We start from the raw sequence: 20,222 nt of genomic DNA, 5'->3' as shown, positions 1-20,222 counted from the left end.
TCGGAGGCGGACTAGTTGGTTTTGGTCAGTTAGAATACGTTTTACTGGATTTGGTTTTGCGATATTTTGCTTCTGACTTATTGAAATGTATAAAAGCAGGCTTAACGCCTGCTTTTACTGCTATACCCACTCATATAAAACGTTAATTGCGACTTCTAAGACAAGAAGGAACAACATATAACTCCCGTACTTTAACGTATCAGGTTCATGCTGTTTTGAGTCTTTAAAAGTCCATATAAATAATGCTGCAACGCCTATAATGGCCACGATTTTGCTAAGCGTTAATAATGACATGACGACCTTCCTTTATATTGAAAATTCATTTATCATCTATCTTCTACATTTATAATTAAGATCCCTTTTAGCTGTAAAAACTTTCTCTGCTATTCAAACAAGCCCTCTGTCATCCGAGTCAGAGAGCTTTTTTGAACATGTTTAAAATCCATTTAAAATAGAGAAGATCCGATTATTCACACTGCCAAAAGACTTAATGTTGTTTTGGATGTTTGAAAATAGGATGACGTACCTGCTTCCTGTCAGACTGAAGCTGTTTAATATGTTATAGCCGGGCATGACACCGTGGCTTGAATAGCTTCCCGGCGACACATAAAAGCCCATGCCGTATGTTGCTTTATTCGGTGTAAACATTTTCATAAAACTTTCATTGGAAATGATTTTTCTTTCGTAAAGCGCCTTATCAAACAAATACATATCATAAGCGGTCATATAAATATCACCGGCCCCGTAAAGCTGTGATAAATCCGGCATGTCAGGCGTATAAAGCTCTTTTTTCGGGTTTAATTTATACCCTGTCGACGGATTTGACTCTTTAGCAAATGTTTTATAAAAGCCTGCGTGTTTCATACCGGCAGGTTTAAAAACGTGCTTTTTGATGTATTGGTCGACTGGTTCACCGCTTACCATGGACACAATGTATGCCAGAACCGAGTAATTGGAGTCTCTATAATCCCATTTCCCAGTTGGGTATTTTACGCCCCGTTTTTCGATATCTTTAATTAAATCTTCCGGTGAAATATATCCGTGACCTTCTTTGTGTCCCCTAATCCCTGATGTATGTGTCAAGAAATGATAAAGGGTGATCTTTGAACCGTTTGGAAAGTCAGGAAGATACTTAGAAACAGGGTCATTTACTGACAGCAATCTTTTTTCCTCAAGCTGTAAAATTGCCGTTGCAATAATTGCTTTTTGTGATGACCCTACATAAAAGACGGTGTCCGGTGTATTGGGGACCATTTCCTCGCGGTTTGCATATAAATACCCTTTGCTTGTCACAACTTTTCCGTCTTCTACAATTAATGCTGTGCCGCTGAATCCAATGCTTTTTAAATATTGATCCAATTGAGCATTATCATTTTTTGTGATGATAGGGTTCTTTTTTGTTTCGTTTTGATTTGTCTTCTTCTTTGCTTCAGGCTGTTCTTTTTTTTCAGTTGCCTGCAGTTGGTTTTCCTGGTGATCTCGCATACCGCTTGGAAGTGCAAGATAAATTAATCCACAAACAAGCAGAAAGGAAAATATGATGAGCCTTCTTTTTGTTTTCTGCTTTTTTCTTTTCTTTATTCGCGTTCTGTATGTTCTTGCCATGGCGGGTACTCCTTCTTTTATATGTGACGTATTTACTGACGCAATAACCCCTTAAAAAGTTTCTTCAAAATGCTAATATTTTCATACATGGACTCGAATAATGCCAAAATTTACATATTGTTTACACTTGATTAGGAACAAACGTTCGTATAAAATAAAGATGAGAGGTGAGACGATGAATAAGCTGTTGTATCGTTCAATGGAAGACGGTTTTCCGGTAGAAATCATTTACATGAAAGAAAGCAGTTTTTCTAAACGGGCGATTCTCGTGAAAGAAATTAAAAACGGTTATGTGAAAGCATTTTGCTTCCAAAAACAGCAGGTTAGAATATTTAAGATGGAGGCCATTTTAACCGTGTTCCCCTATAAAAAAAGCTCAGCTCATTATGCCTAAAAGCTGCTTCTTCATCTTGCTGTCTTCTTCTGTATTCCCTTCCTGTTTTGATATTCCATCTTTTGTTATAATGAATGTAAATTCGATTTAAAGAGAGCGGGCGTTTTACATCTATGCTTCAGACGATCAATAAAACACTTGGTAAGATTATGCCTTTACTGACGCCTTTAAGTGTTGTCAGCGGGGTGTTGCTTGCGGATTACTTAAATGGGCTGGCGGGTCTTGTGCCGTGGATTTTTGCATTCATGACGTTTGCCGGCAGCCTTGGGGCAAATTTTCAGTCGCTGAAAACAGCGATGGTTCATCCCTTGCCGATGCTTCTCGCTTTATTTGTTTTACACTTATTTATGCCTGTTCTGGCATGGAGCACGGGGCATCTTGTGTTTAGCGGAGATTCATTGACGATTACAGGGCTTACCCTCGGTGTTGTCATTCCGACGGGGATTACGAGTATGATTTGGGCTGCCATGTATAAAGGAAACATCGGCTTAACCCTATCGATTATTTTAGTGGACACGATTCTTTCGCCTTTCATCGTTCCGTTCAGTCTTTCCATCCTGGCCGGGGCGCATGTTGAAATGGATGTAATCGGTATGATGAAAGGTTTAGTCGGAATGATTGTGATTCCTTCTTTATTAGGAATGCTCGTCAATCAATTTTCAATACCGGAGCGGACAGCGCGTTTAAGCGCAAATTGCGCTCCATTTTCGAAAATCGGGTTAGCCGCCGTGGTGGCGATTAACAGTTCAGTGGTCGCTCCTTACCTGAAAAACGTCGATTTAAAGTTTTTAACGATAGCCGTTACGGTTTTTTTGGTGGCATTTACAGGCTACCTGACAGCTTGGCTGATCGGTCGGCTGATGAAACGGCCCCAGGAGGAGATCGTGGCTTTAATTTTTACCGGAGGAATGCGGAATATTAGCGCGGGTGCTGTTTTGGCCACCGGGTTTTTTCCGCCGCAAGTGGCGGTGCCCGTTGTCATCGGCATGCTGTTTCAGCAGATCCTGGCTGCGCTATTTGGGCATTTGCTTGCAAGAAGCGAGCTGAAAAAAACGTATCATTTGGACAAAAAAACGGGTCTGCCCTCATAGTTGGCAGACTCAAACCTTACAGGAGTGAAAAACAATGAAAACCAATAGAGTAAGTGTGATGATTTGGACTTTAATTTCCGCATTTTTGTTTTGTTCTTTATTAGTGACAGCTTCACTTTCTCCGCTCGCTCATTCAGGCCCTCATGCTAATGAGTTTGGCACTTTGGGGATGTGGGCGGCAATCGGAACCGTTTTGCTCTTTTATATCCTGCCCCTCGCTGTTTATATGGCCGGGTTTGATGCGATGAAGTTTGTAATGGCTGTTCTTTGCGTAATTGGATTAATCATCATGCTGACCATGATTCCAGTGGTTATGTTGATTGGCGCTGTTGGCGGATATGCTTCTGCTTTATTGGGCGTCGCAGGCCTTTGCATTCTGTTAGCGATCGTGAATGTGATTTGGTTAGTCGCCGCTTTTCGCAGGCCGTCAGCGGTTTCTTCTTTTAATATTTAAAAACCGCTTTCCCGCGTTGTGTTCAAGTTCGCCAAGTTCCTTTTGCGATCAGGTGGACGTTGCCCCCGACGTGAATCTCTGTGCTGTTTTCCGTTGTGTGCGCTTCAATAAAAAGGAGGGAAGGCCGGTTTATTTCAAACCCTTGTTCAGCCCTTATACTGAGCTCATTTTGATTAAAATAACCGTGATGCAGTAAATATCCTGCGAGATCCCCGATTGCGCTGCCTGTTGCCGGATCTTCGGGAACGCTGAGACAGTCGCAAAAAACTCGTGTATTGATGTGACTTTGTTCATGATAGGTTTCCGTAGAAAAAACGAGCAGACTGGCTTCTGTTTCTTTCATAAAAGCTTCAAACTGCTCCTTGTTGATTTTGCATTTTTTTACTGCACTTAGCGAATTTAACGGGACGATAACTGCTGGCAGACCTGTGGAAACCTCTTGTATCGGGAAATTCGAATCCATATCACATGTGTCGATTCCGAGTACCTCTGCCATCATTTCTTTATTAAAAGTTCGTTTAAATACAGGCGGATTTTGCTTCATCCAAATGATCTGATCTTCACCTTTGTCAAACGTCACCGGTATTGCGCCTGCTCGTACATTTAAAATGACGTTTGAAGATGGTTCAGTTTCGATTTCATTTTTAATGATAAACGCTGTGCCCAGCGTCGGATGTCCTGCAAACGGAATTTCTTTTTCCGGGGTGAAGAATCGGACATCATACCCGCCGTTTTCCTGTTTTCCTAATATAAATGTTGTCTCGGAAAAATTGATTTCCCTGGCTATTTTTTGCATTTCATCACTTGATAGGTTTTTTTCTGTTTTAAAAACAGCGAGCTGGTTTCCTGTATATTTTCTTTCTGCAAACACATCCACAAGGTAAAATTCCATCTGATGTCTCTCCCCTTTAAAATGACCTTCCCGCCCTAAAGGCAGTTTTACATATCTTACATGAGATGAGAATCATTGAACAGTCTAAAAAAATAAAGAAGAGCGGATCCCGCTCTTCCTAATAAAGCAAATATTTCTTTCTGATATTCATAAACCGTTTTTGCTCTGCTTCGTATTTTTTGACGATTTCATCAATTGAAGCGCCTTGTTCAATCATGGTTTTGACCCATCCGTTCCCGATTAGACGGTTGAAATTTCCAGAAGGGAGGAATTCAAAGTCGTCCGGGTAGAGGTCATGGACGGTTTTGATGATCGCGATACCGGTATTTACAGGCTTAAAAGCGGACCTGTTGGTCACGTAAAGTTCCACCCCGTGGCACAGTTTATTTTGATGCTTGGAAAATGTCGGAGTGAACGAGGCGGCTCTGAATCGGACGCCAGGAAGCTTCAGACCGTTTAACTTTTCGGCGAGCTCCGTACTTTTCATGTAGGGCGCACCAATTAATTCAAATGGCTTTGTCGTGCCCCTTCCTTCTGACATATTGGTTCCTTCAATTAAACCTGTGCCCGGGTAGACGATGCTCGTATCCGGGGTCGGCATGTTCGGGGACGGCAGGACGAAAGGAAGACCAGTGTCTTCAAAGAACATCTGCCGCTTCCACCCTTTCATTTTAATGACGGTTAAATCGGCGCCGATGTTAAATTCATCATTAAACAGCTTTGCCAGTTCTCCTGCGGTCATTCCGTGCTTTAAAGGAATGGGATACATTCCGACAAATGAAGAATAATCCGGATCAAGGACAGGTCCTTCAACTTTTAAGCCGCTTTGCGGGTTTGGCCGGTCAAGAACCATGAATGGAATGCCGTTTTCTTTTGCCGCCTCCATCGCATATGCCATTGTGTAAATGTAAGTGTAAAACTGCGTTCCGACATCCTGGATGTCAAATAGCAGGACGTCAACGTTTTTCAACATCTCCGGTGTCGGTTTTCTCGTATCTCCGTAAAGGCTGTAGACGGGGAGACCGGTTTTTTCATCAATATAAGAGTCAACCTTATCGCCGGCTTGAGCGTCTCCCCTTACACCGTGCTCTGGACCATAGAGAGCGGTCAGTTCAATACCGGGGGCTTGTTGAAGCAAATCGATGCTGCTTATTAATGCTGAATTGACACCGGTTGGATTTGTGATGAGACCGACCCTTTTTCCTTTTAATATGCTTTTCTTTTTCATGATCACTTCAATACCCGGTGAGACCTTTGCCCTCTTTTCTTTGTCCGGAAAGGCCGCTGCTGCGGTTAATGTACTGAAGACAAACATTCCCGCAAGCAGCCAGATCGCTTTTTTTCTCATCATGACCCTCCTTTGTGAAGCGGCTTGCCGTTTTTAATATTCAACCCGTAGCCGAACGGGTAAAGGGTTTCTCCGGGGCGTGTGACCGAAGGAATGTCTACGGGCAATGTTCCTTTAGGCTTTGCCTTTCCGAAGATAACTTCCACCCCGGCCGGGATATTCGGCTGCCTGAAGCGCCCGTTTACATAGCCTTTAAAGCCGTATACTGCGATCACGGCAGAAGCTTCTTCAAAATTTGCCGTGTCATAAGGGTTTCGCAAGCTCATTAAGACAAATTTTTTCCCGTTTGCCTGAGCGTATTTCATGGCGGCGCGCGGAAAAGCAGTTGCCCACTTGCTTGAGTCTTGAATGCTGTCATCAATGACACCGTCATTTACAACAGGATCGTTTTTGATGACATATGATCCTGTGATGACATAATCGGCTTCGTCAATTTTCTTTTGAATCTCTTCATCAAACGTTTTTTCTGCAAATCGATATTCGACCACCTTAATGTTTTTCTTTATTTTGCTGATGGTTTTGGCGATTGCTGCTGTTTGCTCTTCGTATGGGGCGAGAATGAGGACGGTGTCTCCTTTTTTCGGTTTGAATGGCAAGGTGCTTTTGTCGTTTTTAAGGATGGTGACGCTTTCTCTTGCCATTTTCCTTTCGGATTTCACGTGTTTGTTGCTGCCGACTGTTTTCAAGGCGTATTTGATTTTTTTCTGAAGCGGTTCTGAGCCGGTGTGATCGATGATACCCCGGTTTATTTTTAATTGAAGGATTCGCTCCACCGACTGATCGATTTGTTCGATAGGGATCTCACCTTTTTTAACGGCTGCCAGAAGAGCTTCGAATACACGCGCCAGATTTTTTTCAGTCTCAAGCGATGTGACTTGCGCGGGCATGAGGGCGATGTCGACTCCTGCTTTGACAGCCATGACGACGGCTTCCTCCTGTCCGAAATTATCAGAAATGGCTTTCATATTTAAAGCGTCTGTTACGACAACGCCCTTAAAGCCGAGATCTTTGCGGAGAAGGTCTGTCATGACTTTTTTGGAAAGTGTTGCAGGCACCATGATGTCCTCGCCGTCTTTTTTGCTTTTATAGGTTGTATTGTCAAAGGCGGGGAACTGGACATGCGCTGTCATGATCATGTCAATTCCTGCATCGATCGCTTTTTGAAATGGCACAAGTTCAACACTTCTCAGCCTTTTTTCATCATGCGGAACAAGCGGCAATCCGTAATGACTGTCAACCACTGTATCGCCGTGTCCGGGAAAGTGCTTTGCTGTAGCGATCATTTGCTCGTCCTGCAGGCCTTTCATCATCTGGATGCCGAGCTTTGAAGTCAGCTCAGGCTTGGAACTGAAAGAACGAACACCGATGACAGGGTTGCCGGGATTGTTGTTAACATCAAGTACAGGACTGAAGTTCACATTGATGCCCAGTGATGATAATTCTTTTCCGATGATTTTTCCTGATCTGAAGGCGTTTTTGCTGCTTCTCGATGCTCCGACTGCCATATTGCCGGGCAGGTTTGTGCCTGATTCGAGTCTGGTGACAATCCCGCCTTCCTGATCGATCGTGATAAAGAGCGGAATGTCAGGACTCGCTTTTTGCAGGCCGTCTGTTAACCGTACAGTCTGCTCTGTGCCTGTGACGTTTTCAGCAAAAAGAATGACGCCGCCGAGCCGGTATTTTTCAATGATTCCCGCGACTTCGTCATTCATTTTCGTTAATCCTTTGGCGTTCGATTCCCCTTTTTTCTTCCAGTTTCTAAAATCAGGCATCAGCATTTGTCCGATTTTCTCTTCAAGCGACATGCTGCTGACCATTTGTTTGAGGTGTTGTTCAGGCTGCTGTTTCGCTTCTGCTTCGCGAGTGGCGGGCTGCAAAGCGAGAGACGATAATAGCAATGCAATCAACGCGCATTGAAGAAATCTTTTCATATAAGGGGTCGCCTCCTATTGGTGATGTAACGCCTCGTAAATAGCTGTAATGACGCTGCCGTACTTTCCGGTTGCAAATGCATCACCTTCGAATTGATTCGGGTTTTCTTTAGGATCGATGACAGGAGAGTGTTTTTTATTGGTTAACAACACAATGCCGATTTGATACACGGGATCGATGATAGTAACGGTTCCCGTCCAGCCGGTATGGCCGTATGCCTTGCTGCTGGCGTGCTTGCCGAACATCCACTCCATATCGGTATTGCCGTTAAGCCGCCATCCTAGTCCATATGTGGGATTTGTTTTTGACGGCTCAGTAAATTGTGAAATGACCGAACGGCTGAATAGCTGCTGTTTCTCGTAACCGCCGCCGTTCAGCATGACTTGAAGGAGCACTGCTGTGTCGTCAACAGTGGAAAACAGGCCGGCATGCCCAGAGACGCCTTCCATTGAATAGAACGCTTTTTCATCGTGGACTTCCCCTTGAAGCGTGTAAGTTCTGATATTTGGAAACGAGATGGTGCCGTCTCTAGTGTTTCCCATTCGTTCCGTAGCTGCAAAATGCGATGGTTTAAAGCCCTTTTGGAGCGGATTAAACAAAGTATGCCGCAACCCGAGAGGCCGGTAAAATTGGTTTTCAACAAAGGTATCTAAACGCTCGTTTGTGACTTTTTCTATGATCAGCCCGAGGAGCATATAGTCGATGTCACTGTAAATTTGTTTTGTGCCGGGTTCATATGACAAGGGGGTTTTGACAAGATATTCAAGCGTTTTGCTCCGTGACTGAGAGTAGAGGTGTCCGGCTGCTTTCGGGTCGTAATAGTTCCAGCTTGCAGGGAAGCCTGCGTTATGGTGGAGCAAATCAATGACGCGGAGCCGGTTTTTTCCCTTTACATCGTCTTCCGGGTGATCTTTGAAATCAGGAAGATAATGTGAAATGTTTTTGTTCAAGTCAAGCTTTCCGGTGCTCACTAAATGCTGCAAGGCAAAATTGACGGCATACATTTTTGTATTGGAGGCGAGGTCAAACATCGTGTTTGCTTTCATTTTTTTTGGATGTTTGAGCGTCGAGAGGCCGTTGTATTTCTGCTTGTAGCCGTATGCTTCTTTTTTGACGATTTTTCCGTCTTTTATCAAAATCAAGGCAGCCCCGGGAAAGCCCGCTTTGACATCCTGTTCGATCAGACGGTCCACGGCTTTAAGCTTTTCCGAAGAAAAACCGGCTTCTTCAGGCGTTTTCGCCTTCGTTAATACGGGATATGTCAGCAACCCTGTTGTCTCGTTCGCAATTGCAGTCTGTGCTGATGACGGAAGCGGGAAAAAGCATGTCAGCAACAATAGGGACGATGCTGCAGCGCTGATCATAAACTTTTTCAGCTTGCTTCACTCCTTTCTGTCAAAAAATGCATAGTGGGAATTTTAAACAAACGTTTAATCAAATTCAACTGCCATATCGTCTTTAAAACCAAAGAGATATGTTAAGGCAAAGCCGGCAGCATAGGAAATAAACAAACCGAGAATATACAAAAGAACTTGGTGGGTATGGACTAAAAATGACAAAGGAAGACCTGATACGCCTATCGATTCGGTCGCGATTTTGAAATACGCTTGAAAGGCTCCACCTACTCCGGCGCCGAGGCACGCGGTTAAAAACGGACGTCCGAGTGGAAGAGTCACACCGAATATGAGCGGTTCACCGATTCCGAGCAGGCCTGACGGCAGTCCGCCGGCAATGGCTCTTTTGAGCTTTGCTTTTTTTGTTTTGAATTAGATCGCAAAAGCGGCGCCTACTTGACCTGCGCCCCCCATGGCCAAAATCGGCAGCAGCGGGTCATCGCCGATTGAATGGATTAATTCCATATGAACGGGTGTCAATCCTTGGTGCAGTCCGGTTACGACGAGCGGAAGGAAGGTGGCCCCCAGTACAAAGCCGGCGATAATGCCGCCGAGATCTAAAATGGCGAGAAGTCCTGACGTTATGGCGTCGGATATCAAGCCGCCGACAGGCATGAAGACAACGTAAGTGACGATTCCTGTGATGAGAAGGGAGACTGTAGGTGTGATGATGATGTCGAGTGAATGGGGTACAAGGCGCCTGACCCGTTTTTCGAGAAAAGCGATAAAAGCAGCTGCGAATAAAATACCGATTAAACCGCCGCGTCCCGGCAAAAGCGCTTCACCGAAAAGCGAAATATCACCAACGGCCGGGTTAATGATTAAAATACCGGCTAATCCACCGAGTGCGGGGGAGCCGCCGAATTCTTTCGCCGTATTGACCCCGACCAGGATGCCCAAATACGTAAATAAACCTGAGCCTATTACCGTTAAAATAATGGCGGTTTGTGACGTTTCAGCAAGCCAGCCTGCTTGGATAACGGCTTTGGTGATTCCGGTAATCAAGCCTGAGGCGACCAAAGCGGGGATCAGCGGTATAAAAATGCTTGCGATCCGCCGAAGAAACAACTTAAAAGGCGTCGCATTTTTCTTGGAAACCTCCGCTTTATGTTTGGCTGCGGATTGTTTTAAGTCAACGTGTTCCGCAGATTGAAGCAGCTTCCCGAACTCGTCTGATACGTGCTGTACGACGCCAGTGCCGAGGATAATCTGAAGCGTTTCCTCCTCAACGACGCCAATCACGCCTTCAAGCGCTTTGATTGAGCCGATGTCGGTTTTTTGACTGTTGACAGGCGTGATGCGCAGGCGCGTCATACAATGGGTATAATCTGCGACGTTAGACGGACCGCCGATGTGTTGTAAGATCAGTTTTGCCAGGCCGGCATATTTTTTCTCATCGCTCATTTTATATCCCCCTTTTTTACAATTCGCTCATTCCCATCATGCGGATGGCCGCTTTTGTTTGATCAATATATTGAATGATGTCCTCGTAGCGCTCCGCGGCCATGCCTAAAAACAGAATGTCAATCATGTAAAGCTGAGTTAAACGAGAGGAGGTGGCGGCGCTGCGAAACGGCGCTTCATTTGAGCATGACGTATACAGGGCGATATCGCTTAATGAAGAGACAGCAGACTGTCCAAACCGCGTCAGTCCAATGGTTTTAATGCCATGTTTTTTGGCGAGTCTGACTGCATTGGCGATTTCATGCGTTTCTCCTGAATGAGATATGGCAAACAGAACGTCATTCTCGCCGGCATTGGCGATTAATGTCGCGACAAGATGCATATCACTAAAAGCGGTAGCTTTTTTATTGATGCGCAAAAATTTCTGCTGGGCATCTTGTGCGACGATTCCTGAAGCCCCGATCCCGCAAAAATGAACCGTTTCTGCGTTGATCAGTATTTGAATCGCTTTTTGAAGATCTTCGTGGTCAATGTTTTCAAAGGTATCGCGAATCGCCTGAATCGAATTGCTGGTTGTTTTTTGAACGATTGAATGGAGCGGCTCCTGCGGTTCGATATCGCGGTATCCCTGATCAGACGGTTTCATTAAATCGCCGGCGACCCTCATTTTTAAATCTTGAAAGCCTTTCAGCCCCAGAGATTTGCAGAGCCGTATTGCCGCCGCCCCGCTTGTCTTTGCCGAAGAGCTCACCTCTTGAATGGTGCCGTTTACGACCTCGTGTGGGTTTTTCAAAATGTATTCGGCAAGTTTTCGTTCAGATTGCGGCAATTTGTGAAGCATATTCTGAATGATTTCCAATCCTCCTGCAGCCATTGTTTCTTCCTTTCTTATTTAAGATTTTTCATAAATGGATAGGGCCTTTTCAATATCGCCTTCTGATTTCTCCAGCAGTTTTTCTGCAGCGGCTGCATCTTCGTTTGTTTTCAGCATGATGATGGCGGTTTTGACTTGGTTATTGGACATTTCCAATGCTTGCGCCGCTGTTTCTTTTGGCATACCTGTGACCGTTTGGATGATGCGGATCGCCCGCTCCTTTAATTTGTCATTGCTTACTTTTACATCTACCATGAGGTTTTCATAGACTTTCCCCATTTTGATCATGGCCGCCGTTGAGATCATGTTTAAAATCATTTTATGAGCGGTTGCGGCTTTCATTCTCGTCGATCCGGCAATGACTTCAGGGCCGACGACTACTTCTATGCTGTGATCTGCCGCCTGGCTGATCGCCGAGTTTTCATTGCATGTCAGCGATATGGCCTTGGCACCTGTTTTCTTGGCATACTTCAGGGCGCCTAGGACGTACGGAGTTCGGCCGCTGGCGGCGATTCCGATTACGGTATCATTGTTTGAGAGGTTAACGGCTTCTAAATCCCGTCTGCCAAAAGCCTCATGATCTTCAGCGCCTTCGACGGCATTGTACAAAGCTTTTTCTCCCCCTGCAATGATGCCTATGACCGACTCGGGAGATATGCTGAATGTCGGCGGGCATTCAGCTGCATCAAGTACGCCGAGCCTCCCGCTTGTACCGGCACCGATGTAGATGATCCGTCCCCCTTTCTTTAACGACCCGACGGCGTAGTCAACGGCGGTCTTAACATCGGGCAAGACTTCTTGTACAGCTTCGGCTACCGTTTTATCTTCATCATTCATGATTTTCAACATATCGATCGTTTCTGCCTGGTGAATGCGCTTGGATCTTTCATTGCGGCGTTCGGTTGTTAAGGAACCTAAATGGCTGTTTTCCATCGACAAATCCTCCTGATCATAAAATGCATATATTTCTTAATTTTCAGTATATTATGGCTGGAATATAATTTCAATGACAAAAGATAAATATTAAAATTTTGTTTCAATTAGGTTCTAAACATCTGAACGCCGAAATAAAATAAAGCGCAGATGAACTGCGCTTATGTCCTGGTACTACAGCTCGTCTATTTGATGTTCGGAAATCACACGGAAGCCTTCTTTTTTCAGAAGTGCCGACGTAAGGCCGTTGCCGGCTATTTTTTTGCTTGAGAAACTTCCATCGTATATATGGCTGCTGCCGCAAGACGGGCTGTTTTCCTTCAGCACGATCGTATCAGCCTTGATTTGCCTTGCCATCTCCAATGTTTGATATGCCCCTTTTATATATAGGTCTGTTACGTCATTTCCCGATTGTGTCTTGATCACCGCTTTGCCGTCTAAAACGTCTTCTCCCGTCCCGCCTATAATTTCGGCCGGTTCCCTTGGTGTTTGAAATCCGCCGAGCAGCTCGGGACAAGCCATCACCGCTTTTTTTTCTTCAACGAGCTTATTGATTTTTTCGACATAGCTGTGCGAACCGTTATAGCGGCATTCCACTCCGGCCAGACATGAACTTACCAGTATCATTATTCGGTCCCCTCTCTTGCACATCAGATAGCCCTATTTTAAACAAAATTTCCGCGCTTTTCTCAATCTCTATGAATAAAAAATTTGAAAATAAAAATTTTAATTTACCTCTTTACAAATGGGGAGGAACCTGTATATAATAACTTTTGTCAGCTTTACGAGAGCTGCTTGAAACACGGTGATGGCCCGTTGGTCAAGTGGTTAAGACACCGCCCTTTCACGGCGGTAACACGGGTTCGAATCCCGTACGGGTCACCATTCTTTTTTGGACGGCACGCTGGGAAAAGGAAGGCATGCTAAAGGGCGCAACATTCTGTTGCAACGCGCACTTGTACTTCAAAGGCAAGGAAGGCATGCTAAAAGCGCAACGTCCTGTTGCAACGCATGCACTTGTACGTCCTGTACTTCGGAGGATTAGCTCAGCTGGGAGAGCATCTGCCTTACAAGCAGAGGGTCGGCGGTTCGATCCCGTCATCCTCCACCATTTTTCGAAGCGGTTTTAGACACAACCGCGCCGGTAACTGCATAAGATACCGTATCATGCCGGTCTAGCTCAATTGGTAGAGCAACTGACTTGTAATCAGTAGGTTGGGGGTTCAAGTCCTCTGGCCGGCACTGTTTTTGGAGGGGTAGCGAAGTGGCTAAACGCGGCGGACTGTAAATCCGCTCCCTCAGGGTTCGGCGGTTCGAATCCGTCCCCCTCCACCATTATTGGGCTATAGCCAAGCGGTAAGGCAACGGACTTTGACTCCGTCATGCGCTGGTTCGAATCCAGCTAGCCCAGTTTTTGGACATCCTGTTCGGATGTCCTTTTTATTTTGTCTTTTTTGTATAACTATTCAAAAAAATGTCTTGTTGAGTCAATTCCGAATCGGAAGGTACAATGAAGGTCTGAAAGGGGGATATCATATGTTAAAACAGCAGATTTCAATGATCGGCGTGCCGATGGATCTTGGACAGCTGAGGCGGGGAGTCGATATGGGACCGAGCGCGATTCGCTGTGCAGGTGTTAATGAACGGCTGGAATGTCTTTGTCAGGATATTGAAGACCTCGGCGATATGACGATCGGGCAAAGAGAGGATGAGAAAGAAGGCGGGGAGCCGGCATCTGAAGAGCTAAGAAATTTGAAAGCGATTACAAAAACGAGTGTAAAACTTGCTGAGACTGTCGGTAATATCGTAGCTTCTGGCGCTTTTCCGCTCGTGCTGGGCGGTGACCACAGCATTGCGATCGGAACGCTTGCCGGCCTTGCGAAGCATTATCAAAACCTGGGTGTGATCTGGTATGACGCCCATGCCGATTTAAATACAAAAGAAACGTCTCCCTCAGGCAACATTCACGGCATGCCGCTCGCCATCAGCCTGGGAATCGGCCACGAAGGGCTGACCGCCATCTATGGAAAAGAAGCTAAAATTAAAGCGGAGAACATCGTCATCATCGGTGCGAGGTCACTTGATGACGGGGAAAAAGAATTGATTCGCGACAAAGGGATCAAAGTATATACGATGCATGAAATCGACCGCCTCGGCATGACAAGGGTGATGGAAGAAACGATAGACTATTTGCGAGGCAGGACGGACGGTGTCCATCTGTCACTCGATTTGGACGCGCTTGATCCGAACGATGCACCGGGTGTCGGAACTCCGGTAGCAGGAGGCATCAGCTACAGGGAAAGCCATCTGGCTATGGAAATGCTTGAGGAATCGAAGCTGATTACGTCCGCCGAGTTTGTCGAAGTAAACCCAATATTGGATGAGAAAAACAGGACGGCGGAAGCGGCTGTAGCCTTAATGGGATCGCTGTTTGGCGAAAAGCTGCTTTAGGTGCAGTTGAAGAGCGGCTTCAGGCTGCTCTTTTTTATGATAGAAGTCTCAACTTCATAATATTTATGATGTATAATAATTTTAAGCTAATATTAAGCGCATGAACCCTGTCAAAGCATCTACACCCTGCCAAAAATTTGATAAACTATTTTTATGAATTTAATGAAACCTTATAAAAACCAATTCGTATACATAAAGACCGGTGAAGGCAGAGGTTAGATAAATATGGAAACAATGATTAAAAAAAGAATCAAACAGGTGAAAAAAGGCGATCGTAACGCATTTGCAGACATTGTGGATATTTACAAAGACAAAATTTATCAGCTTTGCTACCGTATGCTCGGCAATGCGCATGAGGCGGAAGATATTGCGCAGGAAGCGTTTATCAGAGCATACGTGAATATCGACAGTTTTGATATCAACCGGAAATTTTCCACATGGCTTTATCGAATCGCAACCAATTTGACCATCGATCGTATCCGTAAAAAAAAGCCGGACTATTACTTGGATGCAGAGGTGGCGGGGACTGAAGGACTGACGATGTATTCCCAGGTTGCGGCGGATGTTGCGCTTCCAGAGGATGAAGTGGTTTCTTTGGAGCTGCACAGCACCATCCAGGAAAAAATCTTAAGGCTTCCCGATAAATACAGGACGGTCATCGTATTAAAGTACATTGATGAGCTCTCACTCATTGAGATCAGTGAAATCCTTAATATTCCCGTAGGTACGGTAAAAACGAGGATACACAGGGGCAGAGAGGCTCTCAGAAAACAATTAAGGGATCTTTAAGTGGGGTGATGAAATGAGCTGTCCGGAGGATATTGTTCAGCTTATGCATAAATACCTTGACGGAGACATACTGCCGGAAGATGAATCGCAATTAAAAGAGCACCTCCAATCATGTGAAGGCTGCAAAAAGCACCTTCATGAAATGGAAAAATCCATCGCTCTTGTCCAGAGCACGTCGCATCTTACAGCTCCGGCGAACTTTACAGCCGATGTGCTGGCGAACCTGCCGAAGGAAAAGCGGACGGCATCGATCAACAGGTGGCTTAAAGCCCATCCGTTTTTAGTGGCGGCAGCTTTATTTACAATTTTGATGGGCGGCAGCTTTTTCTCCAGCTGGAAAAACGATCAGGATTTCAGCGTATCCAGCCAGCCCAATCTCGTAGTAAAAAACAACACGGTCATCGTACCTGAAGGCGAAGTTGTCAAAGGCGATGTGACCGTGAAAAACGGAAAGCTGATTATAGAGGGCAAAGTCGACGGCGATGTCACGATTGTTAATGGCGAAAAATATACGGCTTCAGCAGGACAAGTCACCGGTCAGATCCATGAGATCAACGAGATGTTCGACTGGATGTGGTATAAGATCAAATCGACCGGAAAATCGGTTTTGGGCATGAAGGAGTCTAAAGAATAGAGCAAAGCGGGCGAATGAGCTTTGCTCTTTTTTTATGAGGGGCCGCCATTTCACTTGGAAAATCAATTTGTGCTATAATAGCCCCTGTATATATAAAAATAATAGATCATACCATTTTGAAACATATTAACCTTACTAATGACTGAATTCTTGGAGGACGAGGAAATGGCTTTTGAGGATATCCCTTTCTTGCAGTACCTCGGCGATGCCGTTGATATTCTCCTTGTTTGGTACGTAATATATAAATTAATGATGGTCATCCGCGGGACAAAGGCGGTTCAGCTTTTAAAGGGAATCGTGGTAATTGTTCTCGTCAGGCTGGCCAGTCAATATTTAGGATTAAGCACCCTGCAGTGGCTGGTTGACCAGGCGATCACATGGGGGTTCCTGGCGATTATTATCATCTTCCAGCCTGAATTGAGGAGAGCGCTGGAACAGCTGGGGCGGGGGCGCTTTTTTTCGAGGAGCGGAACACCTGAGGAAGAGCAGCAGCAGAAAACGATTGATGCGATTACAAAAGCGATTAAATATATGGCGAAACGCCGGATTGGCGCGCTTCTGACAATTGAACGGGAGACGGGAATGGGCGATTACATAGAAACGGGGATCCCTTTGAATGCAAAGGTCAGCTCTGAGCTATTGATCAACATCTTTATTCCGAACACTCCGCTTCATGACGGAGCCGTGATTATGAAAAACGATGAGGTTGCTGCAGCTGCCTGCTACCTTCCGCTTTCTGAAAGCCCTTTTATTTCAAAAGAGCTTGGAACGAGGCACAGAGCAGCAGTGGGAATCAGTGAAGTGACCGACAGTCTGACGGTTGTTGTATCCGAAGAGACGGGCGGCATCAGCGTCGCCAAAAACGGAGACCTTCACCGTGATTTATCGGAAGAGGCATTGAAAAATATGCTTGAAGCGGAATTTAAGAAAAATTCGCGGGAAACTTCCTCAAATCGCTGGTATTGGAGGGCGAAGAAAAATGGATAAGTTCTTAAACAATCCCTGGGCTGTCAAAGTTGTCGCGTTATTGTTCGCGTTTCTTCTTTACTTTGCGGTCCACAGCGCTCAGGCGCCGACTCCGAAGAAACCAGGTGAATCGTTTTTCCCGACATCGACAACAGACGAAGCGACGCTCACCGATATACCGGTCAAATCGTTTTATGATGATGAAAACTACGTCGTAACAGGCGTGCCGCAGACGGTGAATGTCACGATTAAAGGGCCGACCGGAACCGTCAAGAAGGTCAGACAAGTGAAGGATTTTGAGATTTATGCCGACATGCAAAACCTGAAAACAGGCAGGCATAAAGTCGAGCTGAAGGCCAGAAATGTTGCCGACGGCCTCACTCTGACCATCAATCCATCGGTGACAACCGTGACGATCGAAGAAAAAACGACGAAGGAATTCCCGGTCGAGGTTGATTTTTATAATAAAAACAAAATGAAAGACGGCTACACGCCGGAGCTGCCGATCATCAACCCGAAAAACGTCAGCGTCACCGGCTCAAAAGCCGTGATCGACAGAATCCAGAACATCAAGGCGACGATCAATTTAGAGGGCGTCGACCAGACGGTTGAAAAAGAAGCCAAGCTTACAGTATACGACAAGGACGGAAATGTCCTGCCGGTTGAAGTCAGCCCTTCCGTCGTTAAAATCACCGTTCCGGTGACGAGCCCGAGCAAAAAGATTCCGGTCAAAGTTGACCGGAAAGGCAGCCTTCCGGACGGCATCAGCATTTCCAGCCTCGATATAAGTCCGGGAGAGGTGACCGTCTACGGGCCGCAAAATGTTCTTGATTCGTTAGAATTTGTCGAGGCCGACGAGATTGATTTAAGTAAAATAAAGGATGATACTGAATTGGAAGCCGGCATTAAAGTGCCGGACGGCGCTAAAAAGGTGTCACCCGAAAAAGTGAAAATCAAGGTGAAAGTTGACAAGGAAGAAGAGAAAAAACTGAAAAACGTTTCAATTAAAACCGCGGGGCTGAATGACAGCCGGGATCTTGAATTTCTCGATCCGAAGTCAGGCAAGCTGGATATCACGGCAAAGGGCTCGACAGCCGCGATCGAAAAACTCCAGCCTTCCGACGTCGAGCTCTATGTCAATGTGGCGGATCTCGATGACGGCGAGCACAATATAAAGCTGGAAGTAAACGGTCCGCAGAACATGACATGGTCGCTGCCGCGGCAGAGCATTCGAGTGAAAATCTCATCTCAAACAACCCAAAACGAAAAAAATAATGGTCAGGATGAAAAAGAAGAGAATCATTCTGAAAAGGATTCACAACCTTCATGAATCAAAAAGGAGCGATATTAATGGGCAAGTATTTTGGTACAGACGGTGTAAGAGGCGTGGCAAACAGTGAACTTACACCTGAGCTGGCCTTTAAAGTCGGACGCTTTGGCGGATATGTCCTAACAAAAGATAAGGAGCGTCCCAAGGTTCTGATCGGCCGTGACACGCGCATTTCAGGGCATATGCTGGAAGGGGCCCTTGTAGCAGGCCTTCTTTCGATAGGAGCAGAAGTCATGCGTCTCGGCGTGATTTCGACGCCCGGAGTCGCATATTTGACGAAGGCTATGGACGCGGAGGCGGGTGTGATGATTTCCGCTTCCCACAACCCTGTCCAGGACAACGGAATTAAGTTTTTCGGCGGCGACGGCTTTAAGCTTTCCGATGAACAGGAGCTTGAAATCGAGCGTCTGATGGATCAGCCGGAAGATCACCTGCCAAGGCCTGTAGGCGCTGATCTGGGCATGGTGAACGACTACTTTGAAGGCGGACAGAAATATTTGCAGTTTCTTAAGCAGTCTGCTGATGAAGACTTCACAGGCATTCATGTCGCGCTTGACTGTGCGCACGGGGCGACATCTTCGCTGGCGACCCACCTGTTTGCCGATCTTGACGCAGATGTATCGACGATGGGGACTTCTCCGAACGGATTAAACATCAATGACGGAGTCGGATCAACCCACCCTGAAGCCCTGGCAGAATTTGTGAAGGAAAAGGGAGCTGACGTCGGCATGGCGTTTGACGGGGATGGCGACCGCTTAATCGCTGTCGACGAAAAAGGGAATATCGTAGACGGCGATCAAATCATGTACATATGCGCGAAGTACTTGAAGAGCGAGGGGCGCCTGACGGACAATACCGTTGTCTCCACGGTGATGAGCAACCTCGGTTTCTACAAAGCGCTTGAAGCGGAAGGCATTAAAAGCGTTCAGACAGCGGTCGGCGACCGCTATGTAGTGGAGGCGATGAAAAAGGGCGGATTTACCCTCGGCGGAGAACAGTCGGGACACTTGATTTTCCTTGATTACAATACGACAGGCGACGGACTGCTTTCTGCGATCATGCTGATGAACACGATTAAAATGACAGGCAAGCCGCTGTCTGAGCTTGCGGCAGAGATGCAGAAGTTTCCGCAGCTCCTCTTGAATGTGAAAGTAACCGATAAACATAAAGTAACGGAAAACGAAAAGGTAAAAGCGGTCATCGAAGAAGTTGAGAAGGAAATGAACGGTGACGGCCGCATCCTTGTGCGCCCATCCGGCACCGAGCCGCTTGTCCGTGTCATGGCTGAAGCGAAAACGAAGGAGCTTTGCGAGAAGTACGTAGGCCGCATTGCAGATGTCGTGAAAGCTGAAATGGGAGCAGAGTAATTTTCCGCAGAAGACTGAAGAACGAGACATGCTGATTTCACATAAGATAAAGGGAACCGTTCAATCTTGGAAAAAATGTGAACCATTTTGAAAAATGTTTGACGGTTCCTTTAGCGTATAGTAAAATCAGCTTGTCTTGTTTAATTTATAAGGAAAGGCAGGGCAGAAAAATTTTTATAGTTATAGCGCCCGGACTAAGCGTACGGATGAAACAGCTTAGTTGACGAGGATGGAGGTTTATCGAATTTTCGGCGGATGCCTCCCGGCTGACCTCAAAGATCACAGCCGCAAGGATTTCCTCAAACCAAAGAGGCGACTCTTTGAACAAAGGGAAATTGCATGATCTTCCATAAAAAACATGTAG

The 20,222-nt window shown here is 45.8% G+C and carries 17 protein-coding genes, 5 tRNA genes and 1 pseudogene; 14 read left to right on the top strand and 9 right to left on the bottom strand.

Annotated features, from left to right (window positions below; translation table 11 throughout):
- Positions 1-435: 435 nt before the first annotated feature.
- Entirely contained in the window at positions 436-1,605 is a 1,170-nt protein-coding gene (locus ACVC9U_RS18595; protein WP_441391381.1) for a serine hydrolase domain-containing protein, read from the bottom strand.
- Between the two features lie 175 nt (positions 1,606-1,780).
- Between ACVC9U_RS18595 and ACVC9U_RS18590 the strand changes: the two genes are divergently transcribed.
- From ACVC9U_RS18590 to ACVC9U_RS18580, 3 genes are all read left to right on the top strand, one after another.
- Positions 1,781-1,999 (top strand): hypothetical protein, encoded by a 219-nt coding sequence (locus ACVC9U_RS18590; protein WP_075753511.1) that lies wholly within the window; start codon positions 1,781-1,783, stop codon positions 1,997-1,999.
- Positions 2,000-2,148: 149 nt separating this feature from the next.
- Positions 2,149-3,090 carry a bile acid:sodium symporter family protein gene (locus tag ACVC9U_RS18585; RefSeq protein WP_142238624.1) on the top strand — a complete coding sequence of 314 codons (942 nt, stop codon included), beginning with the start codon at positions 2,149-2,151 and terminating at the stop codon, positions 3,088-3,090.
- Positions 3,091-3,124: 34 nt separating this feature from the next.
- The gene (locus tag ACVC9U_RS18580) at positions 3,125-3,544 is read left to right on the top strand and encodes a DUF5391 family protein (protein ID WP_441391380.1); all 420 of its coding nucleotides are present in this window, start codon (positions 3,125-3,127) and stop codon (positions 3,542-3,544) included.
- A gap of 22 nt (positions 3,545-3,566) precedes the next feature.
- Here ACVC9U_RS18580 and ACVC9U_RS18575 read toward each other — a convergent pair whose 3' ends face one another.
- The 8 genes and pseudogenes from ACVC9U_RS18575 to ACVC9U_RS18540 form a co-directional block, all read right to left on the bottom strand.
- A complete protein-coding gene (locus ACVC9U_RS18575; protein WP_441391379.1) occupies positions 3,567-4,436 on the bottom strand; it encodes a PhzF family phenazine biosynthesis protein in 870 nt (289 codons plus the stop codon).
- Between the two features lie 118 nt (positions 4,437-4,554).
- A complete protein-coding gene (locus ACVC9U_RS18570; RefSeq protein ID WP_075753519.1) occupies positions 4,555-5,784 on the bottom strand; it encodes an exo-beta-N-acetylmuramidase NamZ family protein in 1,230 nt (409 codons plus the stop codon).
- Entirely contained in the window at positions 5,784-7,715 is a 1,932-nt protein-coding gene (locus ACVC9U_RS18565; protein ID WP_075753521.1) for a glycoside hydrolase family 3 protein, read from the bottom strand. Before ACVC9U_RS18565 ends, ACVC9U_RS18570 begins: the two co-directional genes overlap by 1 nt.
- Before the next feature lie 15 nt (positions 7,716-7,730).
- Positions 7,731-9,080 carry a penicillin binding protein PBP4B gene (pbp4b, locus tag ACVC9U_RS18560; RefSeq protein ID WP_075753523.1) on the bottom strand — a complete coding sequence of 450 codons (1,350 nt, stop codon included), beginning with the start codon at positions 9,078-9,080 and terminating at the stop codon, positions 7,731-7,733.
- 66 nt (positions 9,081-9,146) lie between these two features.
- A pseudogene (locus ACVC9U_RS18555) lies at positions 9,147-10,514 on the bottom strand (PTS transporter subunit EIIC).
- 16 nt (positions 10,515-10,530) lie between these two features.
- Positions 10,531-11,388, bottom strand: a complete 858-nt coding sequence (locus ACVC9U_RS18550; protein WP_075753527.1) for a MurR/RpiR family transcriptional regulator — start codon at positions 11,386-11,388, stop codon at positions 10,531-10,533.
- Between the two features lie 18 nt (positions 11,389-11,406).
- Positions 11,407-12,321, bottom strand: a complete 915-nt coding sequence (gene murQ, locus ACVC9U_RS18545) for an N-acetylmuramic acid 6-phosphate etherase (RefSeq protein ID WP_003178433.1) — start codon at positions 12,319-12,321, stop codon at positions 11,407-11,409.
- Between the two features lie 174 nt (positions 12,322-12,495).
- The gene (locus tag ACVC9U_RS18540) at positions 12,496-12,948 is read right to left on the bottom strand and encodes a 2-thiouracil desulfurase family protein (protein WP_003178435.1); all 453 of its coding nucleotides are present in this window, start codon (positions 12,946-12,948) and stop codon (positions 12,496-12,498) included.
- A 183-nt stretch (positions 12,949-13,131) separates the two neighbouring features.
- On the opposite strand from ACVC9U_RS18540, the gene ACVC9U_RS18535 reads away from it, so the two are divergent.
- The 11 genes from ACVC9U_RS18535 to glmM all read left to right on the top strand — a co-directional run bounded on the left by ACVC9U_RS18535 (position 13,132) and on the right by glmM (position 19,858).
- Positions 13,132-13,206 (top strand) — tRNA-Glu (locus ACVC9U_RS18535).
- A gap of 150 nt (positions 13,207-13,356) precedes the next feature.
- Positions 13,357-13,432: transfer RNA gene (locus ACVC9U_RS18530), tRNA-Val, on the top strand.
- Between the two features lie 58 nt (positions 13,433-13,490).
- Positions 13,491-13,563, top strand: a tRNA-Thr gene (locus ACVC9U_RS18525).
- A gap of 8 nt (positions 13,564-13,571) precedes the next feature.
- Positions 13,572-13,656 (top strand) — tRNA-Tyr (locus ACVC9U_RS18520).
- A gap of 4 nt (positions 13,657-13,660) precedes the next feature.
- A tRNA-Gln gene (locus ACVC9U_RS18515) sits at positions 13,661-13,732 on the top strand.
- Positions 13,733-13,857: 125 nt separating this feature from the next.
- Positions 13,858-14,772 (top strand): arginase, encoded by a 915-nt coding sequence (rocF, locus tag ACVC9U_RS18510; protein WP_441391378.1) that lies wholly within the window; start codon positions 13,858-13,860, stop codon positions 14,770-14,772.
- Between the two features lie 225 nt (positions 14,773-14,997).
- Positions 14,998-15,561: an RNA polymerase sigma factor SigW gene (sigW, locus tag ACVC9U_RS18505; RefSeq protein ID WP_003178438.1), complete on the top strand. Its 564-nt coding sequence runs from the start codon at positions 14,998-15,000 to the stop codon at positions 15,559-15,561.
- Between the two features lie 13 nt (positions 15,562-15,574).
- Positions 15,575-16,195, top strand: coding sequence for an anti-sigma-W factor RsiW (gene rsiW / locus ACVC9U_RS18500; protein ID WP_020449920.1), 621 nt, complete (start codon positions 15,575-15,577; stop codon positions 16,193-16,195).
- Positions 16,196-16,360: 165 nt separating this feature from the next.
- Positions 16,361-17,182 carry a diadenylate cyclase CdaA gene (gene cdaA / locus ACVC9U_RS18495; protein ID WP_003178443.1) on the top strand — a complete coding sequence of 274 codons (822 nt, stop codon included), beginning with the start codon at positions 16,361-16,363 and terminating at the stop codon, positions 17,180-17,182.
- Complete coding sequence (locus ACVC9U_RS18490) at positions 17,175-18,491, top strand: CdaR family protein (RefSeq protein WP_441391377.1); 1,317 nt, start codon at positions 17,175-17,177, stop codon at positions 18,489-18,491. Before cdaA ends, ACVC9U_RS18490 begins: the two co-directional genes overlap by 8 nt.
- A 20-nt stretch (positions 18,492-18,511) precedes the next feature.
- Positions 18,512-19,858, top strand: coding sequence for a phosphoglucosamine mutase (glmM, locus tag ACVC9U_RS18485; protein ID WP_011197484.1), 1,347 nt, complete (start codon positions 18,512-18,514; stop codon positions 19,856-19,858).
- Positions 19,859-20,222 lie beyond the last annotated feature (364 nt).

Source organism: Bacillus sp. GM2, from assembly GCF_056155945.1.
The sequence above is the reverse complement of the archived record's forward strand: the minus strand, read 5'-3'. Positions and strand labels throughout refer to the sequence as shown.